At 41.7% G+C, this 25,776-nt stretch carries 27 protein-coding genes; 26 read left to right on the plus strand and 1 reads right to left on the minus strand.

Annotation, left to right across the window (positions count from 1 at the left end):
* Positions 1 to 112: 112 nt before the first annotated feature.
* The 15 genes from A3C46_05905 (at position 113) to A3C46_05975 (ending at position 14,854) form a co-directional block, all read left to right on the plus strand.
* Positions 113 to 415 (plus strand): hypothetical protein, encoded by a 303-nt coding sequence (locus A3C46_05905; protein ID OGQ23325.1) that lies wholly within the window; start codon positions 113 to 115, stop codon positions 413 to 415.
* 322 nt (positions 416 to 737) lie between these two features.
* Positions 738 to 1,931, plus strand: a complete 1,194-nt coding sequence (locus A3C46_05910; GenBank protein ID OGQ23326.1) for a hypothetical protein — start codon at positions 738 to 740, stop codon at positions 1,929 to 1,931.
* 10 nt (positions 1,932 to 1,941) lie between these two features.
* A complete protein-coding gene (locus A3C46_05915; protein ID OGQ23327.1) occupies positions 1,942 to 3,858 on the plus strand; it encodes a hypothetical protein in 1,917 nt (638 codons plus the stop codon).
* Positions 3,855 to 4,556 (plus strand): hypothetical protein, encoded by a 702-nt coding sequence (locus A3C46_05920; protein OGQ23328.1) that lies wholly within the window; start codon positions 3,855 to 3,857, stop codon positions 4,554 to 4,556. Before A3C46_05915 ends, A3C46_05920 begins: the two co-directional genes overlap by 4 nt.
* Positions 4,556 to 5,593 carry a hypothetical protein gene (locus A3C46_05925; protein OGQ23329.1) on the plus strand — a complete coding sequence of 346 codons (1,038 nt, stop codon included), beginning with the start codon at positions 4,556 to 4,558 and terminating at the stop codon, positions 5,591 to 5,593. The genes A3C46_05920 and A3C46_05925 overlap by 1 nt, the downstream gene beginning before the upstream one ends.
* On the plus strand, positions 5,590 to 6,357 hold the full coding sequence (locus A3C46_05930) for a hypothetical protein (protein OGQ23330.1): 768 nt from the start codon (positions 5,590 to 5,592) through the stop codon (positions 6,355 to 6,357). Before A3C46_05925 ends, A3C46_05930 begins: the two co-directional genes overlap by 4 nt.
* A complete protein-coding gene (locus A3C46_05935; GenBank protein ID OGQ23331.1) occupies positions 6,347 to 7,069 on the plus strand; it encodes a hypothetical protein in 723 nt (240 codons plus the stop codon). Before A3C46_05930 ends, A3C46_05935 begins: the two co-directional genes overlap by 11 nt.
* A gap of 61 nt (positions 7,070 to 7,130) precedes the next feature.
* The gene (locus A3C46_05940) at positions 7,131 to 7,994 is read left to right on the plus strand and encodes a hypothetical protein (GenBank protein OGQ23332.1); all 864 of its coding nucleotides are present in this window, start codon (positions 7,131 to 7,133) and stop codon (positions 7,992 to 7,994) included.
* Positions 7,991 to 8,872, plus strand: a complete 882-nt coding sequence (locus tag A3C46_05945; GenBank protein OGQ23333.1) for a hypothetical protein — start codon at positions 7,991 to 7,993, stop codon at positions 8,870 to 8,872. The genes A3C46_05940 and A3C46_05945 overlap by 4 nt, the downstream gene beginning before the upstream one ends.
* Positions 8,873 to 8,875: 3 nt before the next feature.
* Positions 8,876 to 9,604: a hypothetical protein gene (locus A3C46_05950; GenBank protein ID OGQ23334.1), complete on the plus strand. Its 729-nt coding sequence runs from the start codon at positions 8,876 to 8,878 to the stop codon at positions 9,602 to 9,604.
* Positions 9,598 to 10,359, plus strand: a complete 762-nt coding sequence (locus tag A3C46_05955) for a hypothetical protein (GenBank protein OGQ23335.1) — start codon at positions 9,598 to 9,600, stop codon at positions 10,357 to 10,359. The genes A3C46_05950 and A3C46_05955 overlap by 7 nt, the downstream gene beginning before the upstream one ends.
* Positions 10,343 to 11,404, plus strand: a complete 1,062-nt coding sequence (locus A3C46_05960; protein ID OGQ23336.1) for a hypothetical protein — start codon at positions 10,343 to 10,345, stop codon at positions 11,402 to 11,404. Before A3C46_05955 ends, A3C46_05960 begins: the two co-directional genes overlap by 17 nt.
* Complete coding sequence (locus tag A3C46_05965) at positions 11,401 to 12,864, plus strand: hypothetical protein (GenBank protein ID OGQ23337.1); 1,464 nt, start codon at positions 11,401 to 11,403, stop codon at positions 12,862 to 12,864. The genes A3C46_05960 and A3C46_05965 overlap by 4 nt, the downstream gene beginning before the upstream one ends.
* 3 nt (positions 12,865 to 12,867) lie before the next feature.
* A complete protein-coding gene (locus A3C46_05970) occupies positions 12,868 to 13,614 on the plus strand; it encodes a hypothetical protein (GenBank protein OGQ23338.1) in 747 nt (248 codons plus the stop codon).
* Between the two features lie 151 nt (positions 13,615 to 13,765).
* On the plus strand, positions 13,766 to 14,854 hold the full coding sequence (locus A3C46_05975; protein ID OGQ23339.1) for a hypothetical protein: 1,089 nt from the start codon (positions 13,766 to 13,768) through the stop codon (positions 14,852 to 14,854).
* A gap of 38 nt (positions 14,855 to 14,892) precedes the next feature.
* On the opposite strand, the gene A3C46_05980 is transcribed toward A3C46_05975, so the two are convergent.
* Positions 14,893 to 15,771 (minus strand): hypothetical protein, encoded by an 879-nt coding sequence (locus A3C46_05980; protein ID OGQ23340.1) that lies wholly within the window; start codon positions 15,769 to 15,771, stop codon positions 14,893 to 14,895.
* A gap of 40 nt (positions 15,772 to 15,811) precedes the next feature.
* Here A3C46_05980 and A3C46_05985 point away from each other — a divergent pair, with 40 nt between their 5' ends.
* From A3C46_05985 to A3C46_06035, 11 genes are all read left to right on the plus strand, one after another.
* Positions 15,812 to 16,654 (plus strand): hypothetical protein, encoded by an 843-nt coding sequence (locus tag A3C46_05985; GenBank protein ID OGQ23341.1) that lies wholly within the window; start codon positions 15,812 to 15,814, stop codon positions 16,652 to 16,654.
* On the plus strand, positions 16,655 to 17,212 hold the full coding sequence (locus A3C46_05990; protein OGQ23342.1) for a dTDP-4-dehydrorhamnose 3,5-epimerase: 558 nt from the start codon (positions 16,655 to 16,657) through the stop codon (positions 17,210 to 17,212). It abuts the gene before it with no gap.
* Positions 17,209 to 18,225: a dTDP-glucose 4,6-dehydratase gene (locus A3C46_05995; protein OGQ23343.1), complete on the plus strand. Its 1,017-nt coding sequence runs from the start codon at positions 17,209 to 17,211 to the stop codon at positions 18,223 to 18,225. Before A3C46_05990 ends, A3C46_05995 begins: the two co-directional genes overlap by 4 nt.
* Positions 18,222 to 19,088 carry a dTDP-4-dehydrorhamnose reductase gene (locus tag A3C46_06000; protein ID OGQ23344.1) on the plus strand — a complete coding sequence of 289 codons (867 nt, stop codon included), beginning with the start codon at positions 18,222 to 18,224 and terminating at the stop codon, positions 19,086 to 19,088. Before A3C46_05995 ends, A3C46_06000 begins: the two co-directional genes overlap by 4 nt.
* Positions 19,088 to 19,963, plus strand: coding sequence for a glucose-1-phosphate thymidylyltransferase (locus tag A3C46_06005; protein OGQ23345.1), 876 nt, complete (start codon positions 19,088 to 19,090; stop codon positions 19,961 to 19,963). The genes A3C46_06000 and A3C46_06005 overlap by 1 nt, the downstream gene beginning before the upstream one ends.
* Entirely contained in the window at positions 19,950 to 20,147 is a 198-nt protein-coding gene (locus A3C46_06010; GenBank protein OGQ23346.1) for a hypothetical protein, read from the plus strand. The genes A3C46_06005 and A3C46_06010 overlap by 14 nt, the downstream gene beginning before the upstream one ends.
* Positions 20,144 to 21,259 (plus strand): cell wall biogenesis protein, encoded by a 1,116-nt coding sequence (locus A3C46_06015; protein ID OGQ23347.1) that lies wholly within the window; start codon positions 20,144 to 20,146, stop codon positions 21,257 to 21,259. The genes A3C46_06010 and A3C46_06015 overlap by 4 nt, the downstream gene beginning before the upstream one ends.
* Positions 21,260 to 21,423: 164 nt before the next feature.
* On the plus strand, positions 21,424 to 22,242 hold the full coding sequence (locus A3C46_06020; protein OGQ23348.1) for a transketolase: 819 nt from the start codon (positions 21,424 to 21,426) through the stop codon (positions 22,240 to 22,242).
* The gene (locus A3C46_06025; GenBank protein OGQ23349.1) at positions 22,239 to 23,219 is read left to right on the plus strand and encodes a hypothetical protein; all 981 of its coding nucleotides are present in this window, start codon (positions 22,239 to 22,241) and stop codon (positions 23,217 to 23,219) included. The genes A3C46_06020 and A3C46_06025 overlap by 4 nt, the downstream gene beginning before the upstream one ends.
* On the plus strand, positions 23,200 to 23,931 hold the full coding sequence (locus tag A3C46_06030; GenBank protein OGQ23420.1) for a sugar transferase: 732 nt from the start codon (positions 23,200 to 23,202) through the stop codon (positions 23,929 to 23,931). The genes A3C46_06025 and A3C46_06030 overlap by 20 nt, the downstream gene beginning before the upstream one ends.
* Positions 23,928 to 25,775 (plus strand): hypothetical protein, encoded by a 1,848-nt coding sequence (locus A3C46_06035; GenBank protein ID OGQ23350.1) that lies wholly within the window; start codon positions 23,928 to 23,930, stop codon positions 25,773 to 25,775. The genes A3C46_06030 and A3C46_06035 overlap by 4 nt, the downstream gene beginning before the upstream one ends.
* The last annotated feature ends 1 nt before the right edge of the window (position 25,776 follow it).

The following is a 25,776-nucleotide window of genomic DNA, read 5'->3' on the forward strand; positions in this document are numbered from 1 at the left end:
AGAGATTTGAAAGCTGGTGTTTGTTCGGAAGTCCATGATGGCTCAAATATCCCGAGAGCAGCATGCTTCCGAGCGAAATAAAAATGGTGGTTGCAGCTAAAGTCCACCGCTTGTGAAAGAAAAAACAAGCTGTCAAAACCAACGAAAGAAGAAGTGTTGCTTCTCGTGTGAGAAAGAGAGGGATGAGAAGCAAGAGCGCAAGAGAGTACTTTTTCTTTACGAGCAAGAAAGAAAAAAAAGCAACTTCAACGCCGTAAAAAAGATCATGCAATTCGTAATCATAAAACATTTGACTGAGAGCCGGTGTCAGGAGGAGAGGGATGGCCGTCCATGCCGGCAAATCTGCTTGCTTTATGAAGTAGGTCAGAAGAAAACAAAAGAAAAAGAGGTTGATCAAAGCAATAAAAAAAAATGATTTCCAAAGCTCAAGGGAAGTCAGTGCTGAAAATGCTTTTACGAAATAGGGATGAAGAATTCTTTTATTAAAAGGTTGGGGAACATCTGATATTTCCCCCTTTGCGATATGCGTATAATATTTTCCGTCAGGCATTTTATAGATTGGATTGATGTGAGGAAGTTTATTCCATGAAACAAGAAACGTCGCCAAAAATAGAGTGAAAGAGATGAATCCTATTGATGCAAGCCTTTTCATGTGGTTGATTTAATTCCTTCATTCCCTTTCGTCAATCGGATGTCGACTAAAGAAAGATCGTCAAGAAAGATCAAAGAGAAGATTTATGAAAATACTCCTCCTTACTTCTGGTATTCTCCCCGACACGCACAGTGGTATTGCAAAAGTCGCCTATTATACAGGACGAGAATTGTGTGAGAGTGGCCATCAGGTGGTTGTTTTAACACGGCGTTATAAGGAGCATCATGCAGTCACTGAGGAAATCAACGGAATGCATTATTATCGTATTCCTTATCCCGATCGATGGGGAGTTTTTCATGTGACGTGGCCTCTGGTTGCTGCCGTCAAATCATGGATATGGCAAAAGCGGATTCACCGCATTCATCCGGATGTGGATGCGGTCTGGATTTTGAACCCATGGTGGACGTTGTTGCTCAACCCTCGTAAACTTTGGCCCCGTGCAAAGCTTATCTGTCAATTTTATGGGAATCCGTATGATGAAATCACCGCAAATAATGGCAAGACGTTCAAAGCTCGTCTTTTTGCACGACTCTACATGGCGGTTTCAAAACAGTGTATGCGTCTCTCTCATTATGTGGCGATGCCAAGTCAATTTGCCTATGATGACGCTGTTGCCATGATGGGGGCAAATGCCCAAAAAAAATTAGTTCTTATTCCGCATGGTGTGGACGTTGATTGTTATCGGACTGCATCGTCAGAGGAAAAACAGGATTTAAAGAAAAAACTTCAGTTGCCACATGACAGGCCCATCTTTATAACAGCTCGAGGGCTTAAACGTCGAACGGGAGTGGATAAACTCATTACCGCTGCATCTCTTTTAAAAAAAGAGGGATTCCTCTTTTATCTTGTGGTGATTGGAAAGGGCCCCATGAAAGAAGCCATTCAACAACAGATTCAGGCTCTGCGTCTCGACGATTCCGTAACATTGTTAAGTGATCTTTCCGAAGAAAAACTTGCAGCGTATTATCGAGCGAGTGATGTTTTTGTCCTTCCCACACAAGCAGCTGAGGCTTTCGGGCTTGCAACGATTGAAGCCATTGCAGCAGGGCTTGTTGCGTTTGGCACGAACAATGGCGCAACTCCAGAAATCCTCAACCGTTATCAGCCGGAATGGATTATTCCGGGAAGTGATGAAAAAAGTATTTATCATAAAATGAAAGAATTTTGTCGGGATCCGCAAAAGTTTACGATCCCTTATGAGGATATGAAAGCGATCACGGCCAAACATTATAGTTGGACAAGTGCAGCAAAGAAATTTGCTCATACTTGTTCCCATTGAAATAAACAAAATGTATTATTTCTTTCAGAAAAAATGGAGATGGTTCAAAAAGCACCTTATCGGTTGTTATCGATTACTCCGATATGGATCTTTCGAAAAAGTTGCATTTTTTGAGATCACGACTCCTGAAAATATTTTTGGACCTTCATTTTTTGACTTTATTGCTTGTATCCCCCGTGTTCTTCAAGAGATGGCATGGACCTTGGTTCGGACATATCAAACAACATTTTGGGAATCCTGCGTTCTGAAGCCCGATCATCTCTCTCGTCCTTTTGAAGGAGATTATGGAAAGTTTCGAGTGAGAAGCATTTATAGGAATGCTTTTTCCCTTTTTCACTCACGTTGCGGGAAAATACATCTCGATCTTGCAAATGATTCGGATGCGGAAGGTTTTTATTTTTCTATTGGAAAACAATTTATCACAATGAAAAAAGGCGTTTTGGAAATTTTTCTTGAAAGCGATGGAAATTCAACCAAAATATTTTCGAAACCCTTACAAATGCTTCGTCATAATTGGAACTGGTTCTATTTTTCTTTGGATACTTTGAAGAACATCTCCAAGCACTCTCATTATATTGGCGCAAAATATGATTTTAGGTGGAATCTTAGCGAGAAAAAGAGAAAGGTATTTATTTCTACGCTTATAATCAAAAGAAAAAAACAAGAAAGAATTTTCCTTCTTCTTGTTGCTGATGCTGTGCGTCCATCAGATATAGGACTGTATGGTCAATCCTCTTTGACCCCTCATCTCGATACATTTTTTTCTTCGGGTGCAGTTTTCCGAAATAGTTTTGCGCAAAGCAATTGGACTCTTCCTGTCTTTGCCTCTCTAGCAACGTCTCAATATGCTTCACAGCACGGGGTTGTTGATCCAGACATCTACTTGCGATGTCTTCCACCTCATGTTCCGACATTAGCGGAACTTATGCGTGCAAATGGTTTTTTTACATATGCTTCTGTGGCACACCATCGTTGCAATCATTCCATTGGTCACCATCGAGGTTATGAATATTTTGATTATTCGCAAACAGTAGAGGTGAAATATAACTCCATGGGAATCCCTGGAAAAAATAATATGTACCGGCAACTTCAAAACCTTTGTGCGCGATTGGATAATTTCCGTGGCGCTGATTTTTTTGGAATGGTTCATTTTTTTGATACACATATTCCTTATCTTTATAATCGTAATGAACTTAATACACGTCATCTTCTTTTTCAGAAATCAGTGGACCAATGTGTCATGGAATCCCTTTCTCATAAATTGAAAGGAGAAGAATATCACTATCTTCTTTATAGATATCAGATGCGATTAGCTGAGCTGGATCAAGCTCTTCTCAAAGTATTTAGGATCCTTAAAAAAAGAGAGAAAGTAACTGTCATTTTTATGTCGGATCATGGTTTTTCTTTTGAAAATCCGCTTGCTTGGGATTTGTCTTTTGATAAAATCGAAACTCCCTTTTTAATCCGCTCCAATGAGTTTGATCTTCAACGAGGAATACAGAATCGTATGGTTGAGTCTTCGCTTGATGTTCTTCCAACAATAACAAACCTTTATAATATCCAAGATTCTGTTCTGCGATCTGGAACTCCTTTATTTGATCATGTGGGGAAAATAATATTAAAAGAATATGCAATTTCAGAGCACGTCTATGACGACATTTATCAGTTGCGTCTCATCGGAAAAGAAAAACTCTCCCTTCTTTTTGAAACAAGCCGACATCGAAAGACAGGATCAATTGATATTGATGGAATGAGGTTGAAAAACTGTTGTTATCAAGGACTTTCACCGAGTATCGGGAACCATCTCTTTTTAAGTTTTCTTGAAAAAGCCAAGCTTCCATTTTCTTTAAAAAAGAAATTACAACAACTGATCAGTCAAAATGCACTTCAAGATCAACCTGAAGTTGCAAGTGAAGGAGCTCTATGAATTTTACTGAATTTTGCGCGAAATCTTATCCTGAAAAATCAGTGTTTGATCGAAAACAATTTGACCCGTTTACGAATTTCGTCAAATGGTTTGCGATGCGTTTTGGGTATTTTCTTTTTCAAGGTGGTGTCACCGCAAATACGCTCGATGTTCTTGCTCTTTTACTTTCTTTCCTCGGTTTTTTCTTTTTCTCGACGGCAAGAGATGGACATATCGTGCTTCCTTTTCTTGGGATTGCACTGCTTTATTTTCATATTTTTGTTGATTTTGTGGATGGCACCCTTGCCAAAGCTTCAGGAACGACGAGCCTTTTAGGACATTATCTGGACGAAATTGGTTGTGATATCGATCGTATGCTTTTGCTCGTTTTATTTGGTGTGTATACGGGGAAAATATTTTTTATTCTTGGTAATTGTTTTGCGGTTGGTATTCTCATTCGTTTAGCCCCCTTAACAAAAAAAGAACTTCCGACCACAGGAAAAATCGGGGCGTTATGTCGTTTGTATGTCTACAAATACTCCTTTCTTTCAGTACGGTTTATGTTAGCGATTCTTCCCCTTTTATTGGGACTTGTTCTCTTGATGAGATGGGATCTTCAGTTGCTTTCAACGCTCCTCTCTCTTTTTTATGAGATCGCTGCAGTCGTTTGGCTTTTTTTATGTATTCCTCAATTTAAAGAGAAAGCGAAGGTGGTGTGATGACAATCAAAGTAGGTATCAATGGTCTGGGCCGGATCGGGCGTGCCATTGTACGCATTCTTCTTGAGCGCGCTGATATTGAGATCGTGGCTGTCAATGATATCAATCCCGATATCGAAAATATGGCATATCTTCTGAAATATGATTCCACCTATGGGAAACTCCCGTTTTCTGTAACAACTGGCGAACATGAAATCATTATCGGAAATGAAAAGCGGATGCATATTTTTCATCATCATCTGATTACAGATGTTCCATGGGAGAAGTATGGAGTAGAAGTAGTCGTCGATTCCTCCGGGGTACGAAAAAATCTTTTGGAAGCGCGAAACCTCAAAGGGAGAGTCAAACGGTGTATTGTGACTCATTCACCTCCATCTACCGACGTTGATCGAACGATTATTCTTGGAGCAAATGAGCAGGAATGGGATCCCAAAAAGGATTTTCTTCTCTCTAGTAGCATTTGTGATGCAAATGCTTTTGCTCCCGTTGCAAAAGTTCTAGATAATAGCTTCGGAATTACACACGGTTTTTTAACGACACTTCATCCGTGGCTCAACTATCAGAATCTTTTGGATGGACCTTCGATTTCTTATGCAACGCCAGGAGAAATTCATGATTATTATGCCTTAGGGAGAGCAAGCACTGGTTCTCTTATTCCGAAAACAACTTCTGCTATTAAGGCTTCGGAAGCAGTATTGAAAAGTCTTCGAGATAAATTTTTATCTATGTCGTATCGTGTGCCGACGATGATTGTTTCATCCGCTGATCTTTCCGTGCAGCTTGAAAAACAGACCACACTTGAAGAAGTCAAGCAGGCTTTTGAAGAGATGGCTCAAAACCAAAAGTGGAATATCATTTATAATAACAAAGAAGCCCTCGTTTCTACGGATTTTACGGGTTGCGCCTCTTCAGCGGTAGTCGACCATCGCTGGATGAGACTGAATGAACATAATTATTTAAAAATGGTCCTCTGGTACGACAATGAGTGGGGTTACTCTTCCCGTGTTGTCGATCTCATTGCTTATATTTCACAATGATTATTCCAAAATGTATTGCTTTTGATTTTGATGGTGTCCTCTGCGATTCTTTAGATGAGACCATGGTTGTTTCCTATTATGCTTATGGTACGTTACATGAATTAAATCGGATACATCCTTATAGCTGTGATCATGTTCCTCAGGAACTCGCAAAAATATTTTTCCATTTCCGACCACTGGTACGAGTTGCAGAGGAATATTATCTTCTGTGGGCGCTCATCCTTGAACGCGCAGATCTCAAAGAGACAGAGCCGCTTTGTGAACAAGCTCAGCACATTCCGTTTCCAAAGCAACAATTTCGCGAGCTTTTTTTTCAAGAGAGGAAAAATTGGAGAGCCAACAATGAAGCATCATGGAAGAGGCATCTCTCACTTTATCCGGAAATGAAACTTACCTTAAAAATTTTAAAAGATCGTGAGACTCCTACTTTTATTGTTTCATCTAAAGATGAAGCCGCGATACGTCAAATTCTTTCCTTGCATGATGTTTCATGGCGAGCTGAAGATATTTTTGGTGCCGAAAAAAACCTTGATAAGGATCGACTTTTTCAGTTGTTATTGAAAGTCAAACAGCTTTCTTCTTCTGAACTTTTTTTTCTTGATGATAATTTAGTGAATCTTCGCTTGGCAAAGCGTATTGGCATACAGGGAGCAATGGCAGCGTGGGGTTATAATTTTAAACACGAACAGAAAATAGCCCTCGATGAGGGATTTGAAATTTTTCAACTTAAAGACATCCACACACGTATTCATTATGTTTCATGAATTGTCATTAAAACAGTATAGTCTTCTCAATTCTCATTACCGTATGATAGAGATAAATAATGTATTGTATCTTGAAAAAAAGATTACTCTTCATCCCTCATGGGGAAGACCTCATGTTGAAGCGCTTTTTGAGCTCACGCTCACCTATATTGAACAATTGCAGAAAGCGAATATTTATTTTCCTGCTGTCAAAACTGCAACTAGAGGAGAAAATTATTTTCTCTTTTTGTGTGAATATAAAGGAATCAATGGGGTTCAGTATATAGAGGAGTATGGGTTTCCCATGTTTCTTGCTCCAGGTGGCTTTTTGAATCAAATGTTTGAAATCATTCGTCAAGCGCAACATCAAAAAATTTCTCTCGATCCCCATATCAAAAATTTTGTCTTTGATGGAGAAAAAGTTTGGTATGTTGATTTTTCCCCGCCGTGGGGAAAGGAATATTATCAGTTACGTTTTTCAGTTGCTTCAGGTGAAGAAAAAAAAATTCTTCGTTCCTTTTTTTCCTGTTTTGAACCAAAACAACTAGGGTATCATGCAGCAAGTGATCTTCTCAAAACTGACTCTTCATCTCTTGCGATGATGCCGAAAATCTATGATGCATTGCATAAGCGAGGTATGGTCACGAGTTTGTATGAATATTTTCTGGAAGAGGGAAGCAGAATTCGTGAGGCTGAAGCAACTCGCGAGATGAAGGACCTTTTCCTTTTATAATAAGTTTTACCTTGATAGGAGATTTTTTATGAAGAGACGGCTGCAATTATTACTGTATTCAATGCGTTCGCAACTTGCACATTTTCCAGGTATGTTTGCTTTACTGAAGATTTTCATGCTGTTTTTACCCAAAAATTTGAAAGCGAATTATTATGGCGTAACCATGTATATCGATTCTCGAGATCTTCGCTCAATGAAGGAAGCTTTTTTAAAATCTCCTTATGAAAACAAAATGCATGAAACTTTTAACAATGTTCTTAAAGCAGGTATGTCAGTTGTTGATATAGGTGCACATATTGGATTGTTTTCGCTTATTGCAGGTCAAAAAGTTGGAGCAGAAGGGCATGTGTATGCTTTTGAACCCATGCCCAGATGTTATGAATTACTGCAAAAGAACATTCAACTTTATAATCTCAATAACGTGGAAGCAATTCAATCCATTGTGACGAATAAACAAGGGAAAACGGAATTGTGGATGGATAAATATTATTCGATTCTGGGTTCGCTTCATAAAGACAATCTTATGAATAAGGGAGAAAAAGTTGAAGTGGATGCTATAACCCTTGATCATTTTTTTCTCGGCACAGATAGTCATGAGCGTCGTATAGATATTATTAAAATGAATATTCAGGGTGCTGAAGGGTTAGTGATTGATGGGGCAAAGCAATTACTTCGCTCAAAAGGACCAACCATATTTATGGAGTTTTGGCCTTTTGGCTTAAAAAAAATGGGGAGTGATCCAGAGCAACTCTTCGATACGTTAACGGGCTATGGGTATCAGGTTTATAGGATCCATATGGATGATGCCAGTTTAAAACCGATGAAGAAAAGTGACATTTTCCCCCTCTCTGATTTTTATATGAAAAAATCAGTAGCAATGTATTTGCTGTGGCAAATGCCCAGAACAAATGAGTTGTCTCTATGAAAACTCTCTTTCGTTTTTTAAAACGTGCTGGTTTGGGTCGGGTTCCTGGTTTGCTGCAGCTCTATAATTTTCTCTATAGTATTTTTATTCGATTCTCTCGCATCGACCCTATTGTTCATCTTGACGGACAAAAAATTCTGGTAAGCAAAGAGGATTTGTCTACTTCAAGAAGATTATTGGTATATGGTGAACATGTTCAAGAAACAGCAGAATTTCTCAAAAATATTGTGAAAGAGGGAATGATCGTAGCTGATATCGGGGCGAACATTGGTTATTATACATTACTTTCAGCAAAGCGCGTTGGGACGAAGGGGCGTGTTTATGCTTTTGAGCCGGATCCCCGTTGTGTTGAGATTTTACAAAAAAATATTTTGCTCAACGCTTATTCAAACATTTCTATTGTGCAGAATGCTGTTTCTCATACAACTGGAAAGACAATTCCAGTCTATCTCGATAAACATCATTTTTCTCTCACATCTTTAGCAAAAGAGAATGTAACTACCACTGAAGAAAAAATCGAAATTACCACTATCTCTTTGGACGATTTTTTTGAGAAACAAATTGGCAATAGTCGTTTGGATTTTGTAAAGATGAATATTCAAGGGGCTGAAGGTTATGTCATTGAAGGTGCGAAAAAATTGTTTCAAAAGAATAACCTCACCTTGATTACGGAATTTTGGCCGGAGGGTCTGGAAAAGTGCGGGACGGATCCACAAAAACTTTTGTTGATGTTGAAAGAGTTAGGTTATACGTGGAGACCTGTTGGTCATAATGAGGAAAAGAAGAAATCATATTCCATTGGTGAGATTATTTCTCTGGGAAACAAGTTTATTCACCAAAAAAAGAAATCTCTCCATCTTGTTGTTTCAAGAGTTTAATTTATGAAAACATTGATTCTGGCTGCAGGTCTTGGCTCACGGCTTCAGCATAAAACACAACATTCACCTAAAGCTTTAGTTCGCATCCATGACAAGCCAATTTTGGCCTATCAGTTAGATGCCTTGTCAGCGTGTGGCATGAAGGATATCGGTATTGTTCTTGGATATCAGGGAGAAATGATCAAAGAGTATATCGAGCAAAATTATTCTTTTCTTCATACGACTTTTTTTTGGAATCATGACTATGCTTCTTCCAATAGTTCCTATTCCTTTTGGATGGCAAAAGATTGGATTGCGGATGAAAGTTATATTCACTTGAATTGCGATATTCTTTTTTCACCCACATTGTTACAGAAACTTCTGAAGCACAGGCATGAAAACGTCATTGCGATAAAACGAGATGTGTCGCTGGGTGGACGCCTTGAACATGTCGTGGTGAAGGGTGAGCAGATCCAAAAAATGTCGATCGAATATGATCCGCAAGCGACAGGAAAAGCCTTTGGCCTGGCGAAGCTTGGAACTTTGAGTCACGTTATTTTACAGAAGCTAATTGCAACGTATCTTGCTCAAGGGGATAAAAATCAAAATTACTTTGGGATGATCCGTCATGCCATTCATCAAAAAATTCCTTATTATGTACTCGATGCCACGCATGAAGAACTTTTTGAAGTGAACACCTTAGAAGATTACAAAAAAGTAGAAGAGTATGTAGCGCACAAAAAACTATGTTGAAATCATTTCTTCTTGCCCTTTTTCCCTTTCGATTTGCACTTCTTCTCTTTTTTTTCGGTCTTCTCTTTTTATTTGTCCGAAAAGAGCGTTTGGCAAAGAGAGTGCTTGTGGTGAGTTTTTGTATTCTTTTTTTGGGGAGTCTTTCTGGTTTTTCTGGGCGGCTTCTTTTCAATCTTGAATCGCGGTATCCTTCATTTGATGTTTTGATCCAAAAGGAAAATCTGGAAAATATAATGTACATTGTTGTCTTAGGAGATGGACATGTTGAAGAAGTTTCCTGGCCATTGACGAGTCAACTCAGCGATGAAATGCTGAAACGAACAGTTGAAGGGATGCGACTGCATCTGCAGTTGCCGCATACCAAAATTGTGGTTTCAGGTGGTAAGCTTACGAAAAAAAGTGAGGCTGAGGTGATGCAAGAGTTGCTCGTTTCACTCGGGATTTCAGCAGACGACATTATCACCGAAAGAAAATCTGCAAATACCTACGAACAAGCACTTTTTTTGAAGCCGATCTTACGGCAGCAGCGGTTTATTCTGGTGACTTCCGCCAGACATATGCCTCGTGCCATGAAACTTTTTCAAGAACATGACCTCCAGCCTCTGGCAGCGCCAACTGCACATTATGTTTTGAGTACCAAAAGTTTTATTCCCAGCTTAAGACATTTTCAAAAACTTGAAATTGCCCTCTATGAATATTTAGGATTGATAAAAAATGCTTTTTTGCAAAGAACCGAACATGAATCTTCCAACTGAAAAAATAAGCGTTGTTATTCCTTGTTACAATGAAGAAAGATACATTGGAAAGTGTCTTGATTCGATTCTTGCGAATGATTATCCACATCACTCTCTTGAAATTATCGTTGTGGATGGCCGGAGTGATGATAGAACAAGAGATATTGTTCATCTCTATCAAGAAAAATATTCTTTTCTTCGTTTATTAGAGAACCCGGAACGTTTTACCACCGCGGCGCTGAATAAAGGTATTCAAGCTGCATCGGGCGAGATCATTTTAAGAATAGATGCCCATTCTGTCTATCCCACCGAGTACATTTCAAAATGTGTGAAATATTTGCGACAGTATGATGCAAGTAATGTAGGAGGTGTTTGGCGTATTCGTCCTGGAGAAGAAACTTTTATCGCGAAAGCCATTGCTCTTGCTCTGGCGCATCCCTTTGGTATTGGGCTTGCTCGATATCGAACCGTCAAAGTGTCGCATTCTCCGCAAGAGGTGGATACCGTTCCCTATGGCTGTTTTCCGAAAAAGATTTTTGAACACATCGGTTATTTTAGAGAAGATCTGCCTCGTTGGAAAGGGAGGTGCAATGAAGACATTGATTTTAATAAACGGATTCGAGAGAGTGGAGGAAAAATTTTTCTCATTCCGGAAATTATTGTCTATTACTATGCACGTGGGACTTTAAAGTCTTTTTTACAACATAATTTTAATAATGGAGTTCTTGTCACCATGCCACTCGGAAATAACGATATGGATTTTTCGTATCGACATCTGGTTCCGGGGTTTTTTGTTCTGAGCTTTATGACATTGATACCTCTCTCTTTTATAAGTCCTTTTTTTCGTACTCTTTTTTTCTTTCCTATGGCACTTTATCTCAGCCTCAGTCTTTATTTTTCCTTTAAAAGAATGTTCGTCTACAAAAATCCTCTTTATTTCTTTTTCATGCCCGTTGTCTTTTTTGTTCTTCATCTCAGTTATGGCTTGGGCTCTCTCTACGGTCTTTTAAAAGCATTTCGCATGAAATGGCAAAATGCGGTGAAGTTGGAGAAACCTCTTTCATGACCATTTCTTCAAAACAGCTTATTCGAAATATTACGAGCATTACATGCGCCTATGTAGGACGGAAAGCTCTGACGTTTATCTATTTTACGCTCATTGCACGATATAGCGGTGTTGAAGTGACAGGCGCTTACTTTTTACTCGTTTCTTTTGCAGCTGTCATCACATCATTTTTGGATTTTGGTTTTTCAAACACTCTTATTCGCGAAGCTTCAAAAGCTCCCGAAAAACTCGCCTTCTATTTAAATAATATTCTAACAGCAAAAATTTTTCTCAGTGCTCTCGCCATTGTTGCGGGGACTTTTATTTTGATTTTTTTCGACTATAGTTTGCGCATAAAAATTTTGGTTGCGATGCTCGTTGCGACCATGATTTTCGAAACATTTGCGGAAACTTTTTTTTCATGTGCGCGTGTGCGTCATCACATGAAAACAGAAGCTCAAACACTTGTTATTGGACAATTTATTACGCTCATGGTGGGAGGACTCTCTCTTTGGCTTTATCCAAGTCTTTATTTGTTGATCTTGGCGCTTCTTTTAAATCAGATGTGTCATTTTTTCCGTTCATACTATCTGGTAGTGCATACCCTGTCTCTTCCATTGCAACTTTCATTTGATAAAACCACGTTCATCTCTTTAACAAAAATTGCAATTCCGTTTCATATCGCGGTTTTATTTGAACAAATTCTTTATGCGGATGCTTTTATTCTGAAATATTTAACCGAAGATAGAATAGTTGGTCTTTTTGGAGTTTCCCACGCTCTTATCAACGCCTTTCGTTTTATTCCCATTGTTCTTGGCTTAGCTATTTTCCCGGCATTAAGTTCCTTCCATGCTTTTTCACCTTCAAAATTTAAAAAACTTTTTCAAGGTTTCTATACAGTTCTTTTAAGTTTAGTGGCGCCATTGGCCATTTTTCTTCTTCTCTTTTCTTCAGAGGCGATCGATCTTCTCTTTGGAGAAAAATATATTGAGTCAAGTAGAACGCTTCAAATTTTAGCACTTTCACTTCTCCCGCTTTTTTTAAGCTATCCTTTTAGTAAATTACTGGATGCTTGTAACAAACAACTTCTGAATGCAACGTTGAAGGGAATATCACTTGTTATTCACCTCACCTTGACTGTTGTTCTTATTCCTTCCTTTGGTGCTGTCGGGATCGCTCTTTCCTGTCTTTTGAGTTATACATTTCTTTTCCTTGCCTCCATGCATTATGGATCAAAAATGCTTCCTCATGTTTATTCATTTTGTTTCAAGAATATGTTGTATGTCATGTTAGCATCCTGTTTTATGGGGTATTGTCTTTTTATTTTAAAACTGTTTCTGCATCCTTTTGTTCTCATTCCTTTTGGATTCTTCCTTTATATATCTTCTCTCATTCTTTTAAGAGGAATGACCCGAAGCGGTTTTAATAAAGATGAAGCTTATAGGGAATGGTTATTACTTGCGAAACGTGCTTTGCGATAAAATATGAACGATAACATTTCCCAACCTGTTATTTTGATTACCGGAGCAAGCGGCGGCATTGGAGCTGGTGTTGCTGATTCTTTATTTGAACGTGGATATACACGGATTGCATGTCAGCATCGTTCGTCTTCGGATCATCTTGGACGCATTATCCAAAAATATACTTTGGATCCCAAACAACATTTATTTCAAGGTGATCTGACAAATGAAGCGTATGTTGAGGAACTCGAAAAAAAAATAAACGAACAGTTTGGTGCCGTCGATGTGCTCATTAATTTAGCAGGAGGCTCAACAAACGGGCTTTCCTGGAAGCTATCGCTCCAAGAATTTCACGATGTTATGGCGATGAATCTTACGACTACTTTTCTGACGTGCCGACAATTTATTCCTCGCATGCGAGAAAAAGGATTTGGAAGAATTATAAACACCTCCTCTGTTGTTGCTTTCAAAGGGACAACAGGAGCGGCGCATTACAGCGCAGCAAAAGCAGCCGTTGTGGGATTTACCAAATCGCTTTCTTTGGAACTCGCGAATAAAAACATCACTGCGAATACGCTTGCTCTGGGATATTTTGATGTTGGCATTATCAATCACGTTCCTGTTGAGATGCAGCGGAAGATCCAGCAAGACATTCCCTTGAAAAGATTTGGTACGGTCAAAGAGATTGGTCGGCTTGTTGAATATCTCTTAAACGATGAGTCTGCATATATTACCGGTCAAATCTTTCATATTAATGGTGGGCTGTATTGAAAAGTCCGCAGGAGGCGATTGTCGAGCGGCGTCTTCAGACACTGGAAACGAAGCCTCAATATCCAGTAGGCTGAAGCACAGGCAAAAATCCGGCGTGTGAGGATTTTTGCCGTAGTGAGACAACGCCTCCGAGAGACTTTTCAATTTATAGATGAAGATCACATTCGATCAATTCAACCGACAAAAAAATTTACACGAGCAGCGAAAACTTTATGCTCACTGCTTTCCCGAAAGCCATTTGTCCGCAGAAGAGAGCGAAGCTCATTATCAATGGCAATTTGCAAGTTTTCCTCATCTTCATCAAGGTAGTGCTAGCTATGAGTATGCAGCTTTCGATAATGATGAAATGGTTGGCTACTATGCAGCGCTTCCTTATCGATATAACATCGAAGGGGTACTTTGTACGTGTGGCATGGTCTGCGATGTCATGACCCATCCGCAGAAGAGAGGACAGGGCATTTTTAAACAACTGGGAATGTTTGCGACAGAAGATCTAAAAAGAGCTCAGCTCCATTTTACCTCTGGGTATCCTATTCGCAAGGATGTGATGCCCGGTCATCTCAGTGTCGGATGGAAAGTCGGTTTTAAATTGCCGATGTTTGTCTCTTTTTTGGCATCGCGTGCGATGCTTCAAAAAATTCATCTTTCTCTTGTGGCTCCATTTGCTGATGCGTTGTTGATTTTTTTCAATGCTCTTTTGAGTTTTTATTGGCGCAAGAAAATTCCCTTCTATGATGTGGAGTCCAGAGAAGCTTCCGAAACTTCCTTACAATCTCTTCTCCCCTTTATTGCTCTTTGGGAAAAAGAGCAGAATTTTTTTTTGATCAAAGATTTTGAGTTTTTGAGGTGGAGACTGGGAAAAAAAAATGCTCATTACAAAATATTTTTTCTTCAAAAAAGTGATGACATTGTCGGTGCTGCGCTGGTTCGATATACAAATTTTTACGGTATTCCCGCGGCAGTCATTCTCGATTGCATGGTTCTTCGGGATCATCTTCAAGCGTCACCACGGATGTTTTCGGAGATAAAGAAAGCGGCGTTTCAAGACAGATGTGAAGCTGTGGTGGTCATGATGAGTGGTCACTGGGGAAAGAGGTATCAACTGCGCAAGGCAGGTTTTTTGAGATCGCCCTATGTGTTTCAATTCATTTCAAAAAAATTGAATTATTCCATGGAAGAAAAAAATTTTCTCGATGAAAAAAACTGGCATCTGATGTGGATCGATTCTGATCGGTTTTAGTGTCGTCATTCCCGCGCAGGCGGGAACAGGGATAACATTCAAGAATGTGATTGATACTTTTTAACATATTCTTCCATTGTGAGAAATTCGACATTGTGTTTTGCAATCCAGGAAAAGAGTTCGTGATTCATGATGTGAATTTTTTCTCCAAGATAACGCCTTCCCATCCAGACACGAAGCGGAAATCCTCGAATAAGCCATGTGCGATGGGGAATGAAAAGTTTCCAGGAAAAAGGAATGCGCTTTTCATAAACAAACTCGTGGGGATGGACCAGATACACAATCGGTTTTCCTGTCAGTTTTGATTCAAGATAAAAAAGTTCAAATAAACATTTCATAAAGGTGACACCAAAAATACGAAGCGTTGTGGAAACAAAAGGGATCATAAAGGCAGAGACTGGAATTTCAAAAAGTTTCATCTCTCCCTTTCGGTAAGGAGATGTTTTGCTGGGATGATAAGGGTTTCGAGGAGCAATAAGCCAGCCAGGATTTATGAGGTTTGAAGAGAGAAAATCGAGTCGCTGGGAACACACGGAAGAATCAACACTGTAGCCGAGCTCTTCGAGGACCGACAGGGTTGAGCTTGAAGTCTTCACGCGAGGAGATCGAAAGGAACGAATGGGTTTGCCGAGAAGTTTTTCAAGACGCTCTGTCGCTTCCCCAAGTATCTGTTGTGCCGCTTCTTTTGGAAGTCGATGAAACTCTTCTGTATCGTCATGATAAAGGCCATGACATCCGATTTCGTGTCCGTCCTGAGCAATTTTCTGAAGCGTTTTGTGTTCAGCGTAAGAAGCTGTATAGAAAAAAGTAGCCTTAATTCCATTTGCTTTTGTAAGCTCAAGCGCATAATCAATGGCCTCCTCGAGCTTCTCGCAGGGATCCACGTCAAAGGTGATAAGCACGGGAACTTTTTTCATAGAGATTGTTTTTCAGAAATAACTGCGGAGCACAAGTGCTATGAATACGGCGTTGCAAAATGATTATTCCTTGATCACCGAACGAGCGGGCGCAAACGTCACACAGGAACAACTTTTGCGTGTCTATCAACGTTATGTGTTTGCGGCGCAGTATTGTCATGGCAAAGATGTTCTTGAAGCAGCATGCGGAAGCGGTGTGGGACTTGGATTGTTAGGAGATGTAGCACATTCTGTGACAGCTCTTGATTGTGAACGAAAAAATTTATTTCATGCAGAAACGACGTATCAGCAAGATTCCAAAGTTCGTATTCTGCATGGAGATGCGCAGGCAATTCCATTTCCAGACAAAAGTTTTGATGTCGTTATTCTCTACGAAGCAATTTATTATTTATCTCATCCAGAAAAGTTTTTTGCCGAATGTAAGCGGGTCTTACGTTCGGGAGGAAGGCTTATCATCGGAAGCGCCAACCGTGAGTGGGCTGATTTTAATCCGAGTATTTACAGTACCCGTTATTTTTCTGCATCTGAACTCTATGAGATGATGGAAAAAGAAGGTTTTCAGACAAAAATTTATAAAGGTTTTCCGATTGAAGAGAGCCAGGGAGGAAAACAAAAAGTACTCTCTCTCATGAAGCGAGTTGCAGTGAAGCTGCATTGCATTCCAAAATCGATGAAGTATAAAAAATTTCTCAAACGCATTTTTGTCGGTCAACTTGTTCCGCTGCCGCCGCGATTGACGCAGGGAAGTGTGGAATATAGAGAGCCAACGCCACTTTCTTTGGGAAAAGAGACGCAGTTCAAGGTGATCTATGCTGTTGGTCACTATCATCCTGAGCCCTTCGGCCTTGCTCAGGACAGGCTTGTCGAAGGACGAGGAGCGTAAATGGGCTGCCGTGTCCTGACAACAGATATTCCTGATGTCAAAATCATTCTTCCGGAGAAATTTGGAGATCATCGCGGTTTTTTTTCGGAAACGTACCATAAGAGAGAGTTCGCAACAGCGGGCATTCATCTGGAATTTGTTCAAGATAATCATGCGCTCAGTGGTCCCAAAGGAACCGTACGAGGGCTTCATTTTCAAACTCCTCCCTATGAAATGTGGAAACTGGTGCGCGTGGTGAGAGGTTCTATTTTTGATGTTGCGGTCGACATTCGCAAGTATTCTCCCACGTATGGAAAGCATGTGGCAGTGGAGCTCAGCGCTGAAAAATGGAATCAACTTCTGGTTCCTGCTGGTTTTGCGCACGGCTATTGTACGCTCGAACCCAATACGGAAGTCGTCTATAAAGTGACGAATTATTATTCTCAAGAGCATGACAAAGGTATTTTATGGAATGACGAAGCTCTCGGGATTCGCTGGCCAGTTGAAGGGAGCGCAGCTCTTTCGGAAAAAGATAAAAAGTGGCCAAGGCTTTCCGCTTCAGGAGTATATTTCTCATGAAACTTCTTGTGACAGGTGGTCTCGGATTTATCGGTTCAAACTTCATTCGATATCAGCTGGAACACGATCCGAGCTGTTCGATCGTGAACTTAGATTGCCAGACCTATTCGGGAAATCCGGAAAACTTGCGCGACATTGAAAACAATCCGCGATATCGATGGGTCAAAGGAGATATTGTTGATGCTGAGGTTGTAGGGCCCCTCATGCAGGAGGCAGAGTGTGTGGTACATTTTGCGGCAGAGTCTCATGTCGATCGCTCTATTCTTGACTCATCTGCCTTTCTTCGGACCAATGTTCAAGGGACGCACGTTCTGCTTGAGGCAGCGAAAAAATATGGCATCGAACTTTTTGTGCATGTGAGCACTGATGAAGTGTATGGTTCTGTTGAAAAAGGGGAGTCGGTTGAGAGTGATCCTTTGGAGCCTAACAGTCCCTATGCCGCCTCAAAAGCTGCGTCAGATCTTCTCGTACGCTCCTATCATGTCACGCATAAGCTTCCGACGATTATTACCAGATGTTCAAATAATTTTGGTCCCTATCAATTTCCCGAAAAAGCGCTTCCACTTTTAATGACGAACGCGCTCGAAGAAAAACCATTTCCTCTTTATGGGAGCGGAGAAAATGTTCGCGATTGGATCTATGTCTTAGATCATGCCAAGGCCATTTCGTTTTTGATTCGCAAAGGAAATGTGGGAGAAATTTATAATATTGGCGGTACGTATTCTGCGCAAAATAAAATTCTCTTCACGAAAATTTTGGAACTGATGCAAAAACCAGCTTCGCTGCTTCACATCGTTGCAGATCGACCGGGCCATGATAAACGTTATGCACTGAACTGCGATAAGTTGAAACGTCTTGGCTGGAGTCCGGAAACACCTTTTGAAGCAGCATTAGAGCAAACGATCAATTGGTATTGCGAAAGAACTGATTGGTGGCAACCCTTGAAATATGGGACTGATTTTCAGCATTACTACACATCGCAATATGCTTCCCGCGCGATGAAAACCTCATGAAGATTCTTCTTCTGGGTGCTTCAGGACAGCTTGGGTTTGATCTCTGTCGTTTGTTTCAGAACAACGAATGTTTCGATGTTTCCCCTCTAACACGAACAGATCTTGATCTCATGCATATTGCCCGCATACCGGAGGTCTTGCATCAATATCAGTTCGATATTCTCATCAACTGTACTGCGTATAATCGTGTCGATGATGCACAATCTCATTCGCAACTTGCATATGCGATCAATACCTATGCTGTGGAAGCACTTGCCAAATACTGTGCAGAAGTTCGAGCAAAGTTCGTCCACGTCAGTTCCGATTTTGTTTTTAACGGTGAGAAAACTTCTCCTTATACAGAGACAGATCTGGTTATGCCGCTGTCTGTCTATGGAACTTCAAAGCTCTTGGGAGAACTCTTTGCGCAGCAATCACATAACGATGTGCTGGTGATTCGTACGGCGTCTCTTTTTGGCGAAGTCGGTTCCTCGGGAAAAGGGGGGAACTGCGTGGAAGCTTTTGTCCACAAGGCTCGTCGCGAAGAAGAGCTGAGAGTCATTAACGATATCACGATGTCGCCGACGTCGACGGCAGATCTTGCGCAGGCCATTATTTCTCTCTTGCAACAGAAAGCTCCTTCTGGAATTTATCATGTGGTCAATGACGGAGTGGTGACGTGGTATGCATTTGCTTCTGAAATCATGAACCAAATGCGTCTTTCGGCACGTATGACTCCGGTTTCACATGCTGAGTTTCCGATGAAGGCTTTGCGGCCTCGGTATAGTGTTCTTGACACCGCAAAGACGGCCAATGTCATTGGAAAGATGCCAACATGGCAAGAAGCGCTGCATCGTTATCTTCAGCAGAAGAGGTATATATAATGAAGGGGATTATACTCGCAGGTGGAGCAGGTTCTCGTTTGTATCCTCTCACTCATGTGGTGAGTAAGCAGCTTTTACCGGTGTATGATAAACCAATGATTTATTATCCTCTTTCATCGTTGATGCTCGCAGGGATTCAAGACATTCTGATTATTTCAACGCCGCAGGATCTTCCGCTTTATCAGCGGCTGCTTCAAGATGGACAACAGTGGGGCATTCGTTTGAGCTATGCGGAACAACCTTTTCCCGGTGGTCTTGCTCAAGCTTTTCTGATTGGGAAATCTTTTATCGGTTCGGATGCCTGTGCTCTCGTGCTCGGCGATAACATTTTTTTCGGAGAGGGTTTTACAAAGCAGCTTGAGCGAGCCGCGCTTAAAAAGAAGGGGGCAACGGTTTTTGGATATTGGGTAAACGACCCCGAACGATACGGCGTTGCTGTTTTTGATAAGACTGGAAAAGTCATTGAAATTGAGGAAAAGCCGGCACGACCAAAGTCGCATTATGCAATCACGGGTCTCTATTTTTACGACCATCGTGTAGTCGATGTCGCATCACGCTTACAACCCTCTGCACGCGGGGAACTCGAGATTACAGATGTGAATAATTTTTATCTTCGCGAACAGCAATTAGAAGTGGAAAAACTCGGTCGAGGGATTGCGTGGCTTGATACGGGCACACATGATTCTCTCGTGGAAGCTTCAAATTTTATTGCGACGATTGAAAAACGCCAAGGACTCAAAGTGGCGTGTCTTGAAGAGATCGCTTGGAGAAAGAGATGGATTTCGAAAGAAGGTCTCGAAGGCCTCATCGAAAGAATGTCGCACAATACGTATCGAGAATATTTAGTGACGATGCTTGAACATGAAGCAGAATGATGACATTGTTGAAAAAAGTCTCTCGGAGGCCGCTTCTCGCTACGGCAAAAATCCTCACATGCCGGATTTTTGCCTGCGCTTCAGCCTGCCGTATATTGAGGCTTCGTTTCCGGCGTCTGAAGACGCCGCTCGAATTCGGCCTCCTGCGGCCTTTTTTCAATGCACAACAAGGAGAATGTTATGAACGAGCAACGAAAGGTTCCATTTTTTAATTATCAAGGAATCTTTGAACATCGACGCGAAGAATATTTGAAAACCATCGAAGATGTTCTTTCACGAGGCGCTTTTATTTTGCAGCGTGATGGAAAAGAATTTGAAACAAACGTTGCTGAATATTTACAGGTGAAACATGCGATTGGTGTTGCGAATTGCACCGATGGCTTAACGCTTGCACTGCAGGCGGTAGGGGTAAAAGCGGGCGATGAAGTGATTTTCCCTTCGCATACTTTTGTGGCAACTGCAGCATCGGCAAAAGCCATAGGCGCTGTTCCAGTTCCGGTTGATTGTGGCAAAGATCATCTGATCGATCCGCAATCGATCAAAAAAGCAATCACCTCTAAAACAAAAGTGATTATGCCGGTGCAACTGAACGGTCGTACTTCTCGTATGGACGAAATCCAGGCGATTGCAGATCAGCATCGTCTTCTGGTCGTCGAAGATGCTGCTCAGGCTTTTGGTTCTACCTATAAAGGTCGACATGCAGGGACATTTGGGCTTGCGGCAGCGTTTAGTTTTTATCCTGCAAAAACACTCGGCTGTTTTGGTGATGGTGGTATTGTCGTGACCAATGATGACCATGTGGCAGAGACGGTGACGCTGCTGCGCGATCATGGTCGCAATAAAGAAGGGGAGATTGTGCAGTGGGGAATGAATTCGCGACTCGATAATCTTCAAGCTGCTCTTTTGAATGTGAATTTAAAATATTATAAAGAGTCGATCCACCGACGTCGGGAAATTGCAGCTTGTTATCACGAAGAACTTGGAGGACTTTCTGAACTGACACTTCCACCTGCTCCAGGAAGTGAGAAAGATCACTACGATATTTTTCAAAATTATGAGATCGAAGCAGATCGTCGCGACGATCTGCGCTCTTTTTTGCAATCGAAAGGTGTGGGAACGTTGATTCAGTGGGGTGGAAAAGCCGTTCATCAACTCAAAGCGCTTCAGTTCACGCAGAAACTTCCGGCGACGGATCGTCTTTTTGAGCGGGCGCTGATGCTTCCCATGCATGCGGTTCTCTCCAATGAAGATGTTCACTATGTCTGTCAGCAGGTGAAAGCGTTTTATCGTGCTTGATTAATACGTGACAAAATGGTCAAAAACAAATTAGAACTTATTTCAAAACTGATAAATCTTCGGGTGGAGTCGACGGTGGATCCCAGGGGTGCCCCGCGTCAGCGGGGAGGTGGAACGCCGGAGGGGACGGGCCCCGTAACAGTGAGTGTTTTGAAATAAGTTCTATGATCACAAAAATGACAACCGAACAACTTGCGAAAAATATTCGATGTCATGCACTTCGTATGACGAGTCGTGGCCAGAGCTCACATATTGCATCGGTTTTTTCGATGACCGACTTGCTTGCCGTTCTTTACGGTGAGATTTTGAATGTCGATCCGCAACTACCGAGCTGGGATGGTCGCGATCGTTTTATTCTCAGTAAAGGCCATGCTGGTGCCGGTATTTATGCGGCTCTGGCAGAGCGTGGTTTTTTCCCCAAAGAACGTCTGGAGACCCATTATCAAGATGGTTCCAACCTTTGTGGACATGTGACGACCAAAGGGATCCCGGGAGTCGATTTTTCCACAGGATCTCTGGGCCACGGACTCTCTGTTGCGACTGGTATGGCGTATGGCGCAAAACTCGATGGCAAAACGCATCGGGTTTTTGCATTGCTCAGTGACGGAGAATGTGACGAAGGTTCAAATTGGGAAGCCATTCTTTTTGCATCACATGCAAAACTCGATAATTTAATGGTTCTTGTTGACTACAATAAAATTCAAAGCCTCGCGAGTGTTGCGGAGACTCTCGCCCTTGAACCCTTTGCACAGAAGTGGAAAAGTTTTGGATGGAGTGTGCACGAAATTGACGGTCATGATCATCACGATATTCTCACCACCTGTCGCCGTCTCCCTTTTGAAACGAACAAGCCGAGTTGCATCATTGCGCATACGGTCAAAGGGAAAGGGGTTTCATTTATGGAAAATACAGTGCTGTGGCATTATCGCTCAGCGCAGGGCGAAGAATATAAAAAAGCACTCGAGGAGTTAGAGCGAACATGAGAAATGCTTTTATCAAAAAACTCTCGCTGCTTGCTGAAAAAGATCCTCGCATTTTTCTTATTACCGGTGATCTCGGTTTTGGGGTGCTCGAAGAATTCGCGCGTTGCTCTCCGCGACAATATTTAAATGTAGGAGTGGCAGAACAAAATATGACAGGCATTGCCACGGGCTTGGCGCTTGAAGGAAGGATTGTGTACACCTATTCGATTGGGAATTTTCCAACGCTTCGTTGTCTTGAGCAACTTCGAAATGACGCTTGTTATCATGGTGCCAATGTCAATGTGGTTTCCATTGGCGGCGGATTTAGCTATGGAGCTCTTGGTTTTTCTCATCATGCGACTGAAGATCTCAGTATTCTCCGTTCTCTTCCAGGAATGACGGTGATGGCTCCGTGCGATACCTGGGAAGTAGAAGAGGCGACATCTGCGCTTTCTCAGAAAAGTGGAGTAGGGTATCTCCGTTTAGATAAATCATCTGCTCCTCTGAAACCAAAAGAAGGAGAAGTTTTTCACATCGGTAAATCACGATGTGTGCGAGAAGGGAATGATCTGACCTTTGTGGTTGCGGGGGGTATTCTCGAAGAAGTTTTGAAGGCAAGCGAACTCTTGAAAGCTGAAGGGATTGAAGCTCGGATTCTCAGTATGCATACGATTAAACCTTTAGACACTGAAGCGCTCTTTGAAGCCGTGCGCACATCAGAAGGGATCGTGACGGTTGAGGAACATACGATTGAGGGAGGTCTTGGTGGAGCGGTAGCTGAAAGTTGTCTTGAGGCAGGAGTCGTTCCACGATTTTTTTATCGTTTTGGATTGCGCCAAGGTTTTTCTTCTTTGATCGGAAGCCAAGCTTATATGCGTCGACTGTATGGTCTGGATGCTGAGGCTATCGCGAAACGTGTTAAGGAGCTTGTTTCAGAGCGAGATGCTCAAAAAATACATCGCCTCGAAAGGTTCCCAAATGCTCAAGAGAATTTTTGAAATCGGCTTTGCTCTTTTCGCACTTCTTGTTGCGAGTCCCGTGTTGATTCCAGTTTTAATTCTGGTTTGGCTGCAGGATTTTCACTCTCCTTTTTACATTGCTCCACGCGTCGGAAAGGGCTGTTGCCCTTTTCAGATGCTCAAAATACGATCCATGGTTGTGAATGCCGATAAGTCTGGTGTTGATTCAACCTCATCAAGTGATCGGCGCATTACTCCCGTTGGAAAGTTTATCCGCGCTTATAAATTGGATGAAGTGGCACAGCTTTGGAGCGTTCTTCTTGGATATATGTCATTGGTAGGCCCACGGCCAAATGTGCCGCGTGAAGTGGATCTTTATACCGAGGTGGAAAAACGTTTGCTTTCGGTAAATCCTGGCATTACCGATTTTGCGTCGATTGTTTTTGCGGACGAAGGAGAAATTTTACGCGAGAGTAAAGATCCAGATTTGGACTATCATCAACTCATCCGTCCCTGGAAAAGTCGACTGGGGCTTTTTTACATTGACAGAAGTGGTTTTTTCCTTGACCTCCAATTAATTGCTTTCACCGTGGTAGCGATTTTTTCGCGCCAGCGAGCTCTTGAGAAGGTGCAGAAATTGTTAGTGAAACTGGGTGCAGATCAAGAACTCTGCCAGGTTGCAGCAAGAAGAGCTCAATTAATTCCTCATGCTCCACCAGGAGCGACACATATTGTGATGACCAGAACATGAATAAACTGACTTTAAAATCTCTGTTTCTCGTTTCTTGCGACGTCCTTTTTTTAACGACTGCTTTCCTTCTGAGCTGCTTTTTGGTCGATTTTCCCATCGTTCATTTTTTGCGGCCACTTCTCTTTTTGTGGCCTCTGTTGTTGGCAGCGCATATCGCTCTTTTTGTGAAATGCGGACTTTATCGCGCGAGCCTTCGATATGCGAGTGTGGACTTTGTAGCGACTATTTTCAAAGCAGTGACCATGGGGATTTTTTTAGTCATTCTGACACTCTATGCTGTTCATATTCAGCTCTCTTTGCGCGTGCTTTTTTTGTCGTGGCTTTTAAGTCTCTTTTTTGTGGGAGGAGTCCGTTTTTCCATTCGATATCTCTTTGATCAGCGTTATATTTTTCGCCGTGGACGTCGCGTCCTTGTTTACGGAGCAGGCGATGCCGGCGTTTTAGCGCTTCGTCAGCTTCGCATGAGTCATGAGGTCGCTTATTCTCCTTTGGCATTCTTAGATGATGATCCTAAAAAGTTGGGAAATACCCTTCAGGGAGTAAAAGTGATTGGCGCTATCGATCGTCTCGAAGCGCTGATCGATGAATTATCGGTGGAAGAAGTGGTGGTCGCTATTTCAGAAATCAAAGGCGAAAAGTTGCGCAGTATTGTAAAACGTTGCCGACAAAAAGGGGTTGTCTGTCGTATTATCCCCTGTTTTTCCAAGATGCTCGAGATGGAACCGAAGATGAGAAATATTGAGCTTGCGGATTTAATGCGACGCGCTCCTCGTGATCTCGATAAACATGTTATTCGTCATTTTCTTCAAGGAAAGATTGTGCTCGTGACAGGAGCCGCAGGTTCCATTGGGAGCGAACTTGTACGGCAGACGCTGAAGTATGGCCCTCGGCTGATTATTGCCGTCGATCATTCTGAGTATGGTCTCTATGCCCTTCGTGAAGAACTCGGTGACCATCTGGTACAATATGTTGTTGGAAATGTGACCAATCGTGCAGGGATGCAGAGAATTTTTAAAGAGACGGTGCCGGAAATCGTTTTTCATGCAGCGGCATATAAACATGTTCCTCTTTTAGAGAACAATGCTCTTGAAGCTATTTCCAATAATGTCGGTGGGACGCAAGTGGTTGCAGAACTTGCTGATCTCCATGGAGTTCAAACATTTGTTTTAATTTCAACGGATAAAGCGGTAAAACCATCGAGTATTATGGGAGCGACAAAAAGAATTTGTGAGCTTTTTGTTCAAAACTTTAACGAACGGAGTAAAACAAAATATGTCTCTGTTCGATTTGGGAATGTCCTGGGGAGTTCCGGAAGTGTGATTCCGAAATTTCTCAAACAGATTCAAGCTCGGCAAACCGTCACCATCACTCATCCCGAAGCCACGCGTTATTTTATGCTTATCGATGAAGCGGTGCAGCTTGTCTTGCAATCTGCAGCGATAGGGCAGGGAGGCGAAATTTTTATTTTGAATATGGGAGAGCCGGTGAAAATTGCAGAGATGGCGGAGGACTTGATTTATCTTATGGGTTTTCAACCTCATCGGGATATCTCCATTGAGTCCACGGGGCTAAGGCCCGGTGAAAAAATGGTCGAAGAACTTTTTCATGATGAAATGGAAGAAAAAACTCAGTTCGAAGATATTACGATCGGAAGAATGGTGAAGCTTGACTGGGACTTGTTTGTGAGTAAATTGTCGACTCTTTTTATGCATACGCAATGCGGCGATCATATCGAAGCCGTAGAGGCATTATGGAATATGATTTCAGATGAGAAGCTTGGCGAAGCCACTAAAAAGTCTCTGGTGAAAGAGATTGAAAGTAATCTGAGAGTTTTGAATTCGTAAA

This window comes from Deltaproteobacteria bacterium RIFCSPHIGHO2_02_FULL_44_16 (assembly GCA_001798185.1).
In the GTDB taxonomy this organism is placed as follows: Bacteria; UBA10199; UBA10199; order 2-02-FULL-44-16; family 2-02-FULL-44-16; genus 2-02-FULL-44-16.

Coding starts and splice junctions, on each gene's coding strand:
- A3C46_05910 (OGQ23326.1), top strand. CDS start 738: ATGAAAATACTCCTCCTTACTTCTGGTATTCTCCCCGACACGCACAGT.
- A3C46_05975 (OGQ23339.1), top strand. CDS start 13,766: ATGAAGATCACATTCGATCAATTCAACCGACAAAAAAATTTACACGAG.
- A3C46_05955 (OGQ23335.1), top strand. CDS start 9,598: ATGTTGAAATCATTTCTTCTTGCCCTTTTTCCCTTTCGATTTGCACTT.
- A3C46_06035 (OGQ23350.1), top strand. CDS start 23,928: ATGAATAAACTGACTTTAAAATCTCTGTTTCTCGTTTCTTGCGACGTC.
- A3C46_05925 (OGQ23329.1), top strand. CDS start 4,556: ATGACAATCAAAGTAGGTATCAATGGTCTGGGCCGGATCGGGCGTGCC.
- A3C46_05980 (OGQ23340.1), bottom strand. CDS start 15,771: ATGAAAAAAGTTCCCGTGCTTATCACCTTTGACGTGGATCCCTGCGAG.
- A3C46_06015 (OGQ23347.1), top strand. CDS start 20,144: ATGAACGAGCAACGAAAGGTTCCATTTTTTAATTATCAAGGAATCTTT.
- A3C46_06025 (OGQ23349.1), top strand. CDS start 22,239: ATGAGAAATGCTTTTATCAAAAAACTCTCGCTGCTTGCTGAAAAAGAT.
- A3C46_05950 (OGQ23334.1), top strand. CDS start 8,876: ATGAAAACATTGATTCTGGCTGCAGGTCTTGGCTCACGGCTTCAGCAT.
- A3C46_06010 (OGQ23346.1), top strand. CDS start 19,950: ATGAAGCAGAATGATGACATTGTTGAAAAAAGTCTCTCGGAGGCCGCT.
- A3C46_06005 (OGQ23345.1), top strand. CDS start 19,088: ATGAAGGGGATTATACTCGCAGGTGGAGCAGGTTCTCGTTTGTATCCT.
- A3C46_05915 (OGQ23327.1), top strand. CDS start 1,942: ATGTATTATTTCTTTCAGAAAAAATGGAGATGGTTCAAAAAGCACCTT.
- A3C46_06020 (OGQ23348.1), top strand. CDS start 21,424: ATGATCACAAAAATGACAACCGAACAACTTGCGAAAAATATTCGATGT.
- A3C46_05940 (OGQ23332.1), top strand. CDS start 7,131: ATGCGTTCGCAACTTGCACATTTTCCAGGTATGTTTGCTTTACTGAAG.
- A3C46_05970 (OGQ23338.1), top strand. CDS start 12,868: ATGAACGATAACATTTCCCAACCTGTTATTTTGATTACCGGAGCAAGC.
- A3C46_05935 (OGQ23331.1), top strand. CDS start 6,347: ATGTTTCATGAATTGTCATTAAAACAGTATAGTCTTCTCAATTCTCAT.
- A3C46_05985 (OGQ23341.1), top strand. CDS start 15,812: ATGAATACGGCGTTGCAAAATGATTATTCCTTGATCACCGAACGAGCG.
- A3C46_05965 (OGQ23337.1), top strand. CDS start 11,401: ATGACCATTTCTTCAAAACAGCTTATTCGAAATATTACGAGCATTACA.
- A3C46_05945 (OGQ23333.1), top strand. CDS start 7,991: ATGAAAACTCTCTTTCGTTTTTTAAAACGTGCTGGTTTGGGTCGGGTT.
- A3C46_05930 (OGQ23330.1), top strand. CDS start 5,590: ATGATTATTCCAAAATGTATTGCTTTTGATTTTGATGGTGTCCTCTGC.
- A3C46_05960 (OGQ23336.1), top strand. CDS start 10,343: ATGAATCTTCCAACTGAAAAAATAAGCGTTGTTATTCCTTGTTACAAT.
- A3C46_05920 (OGQ23328.1), top strand. CDS start 3,855: ATGAATTTTACTGAATTTTGCGCGAAATCTTATCCTGAAAAATCAGTG.
- A3C46_06030 (OGQ23420.1), top strand. CDS start 23,200: ATGCTCAAGAGAATTTTTGAAATCGGCTTTGCTCTTTTCGCACTTCTT.
- A3C46_05995 (OGQ23343.1), top strand. CDS start 17,209: ATGAAACTTCTTGTGACAGGTGGTCTCGGATTTATCGGTTCAAACTTC.
- A3C46_06000 (OGQ23344.1), top strand. CDS start 18,222: ATGAAGATTCTTCTTCTGGGTGCTTCAGGACAGCTTGGGTTTGATCTC.
- A3C46_05990 (OGQ23342.1), top strand. CDS start 16,655: ATGGGCTGCCGTGTCCTGACAACAGATATTCCTGATGTCAAAATCATT.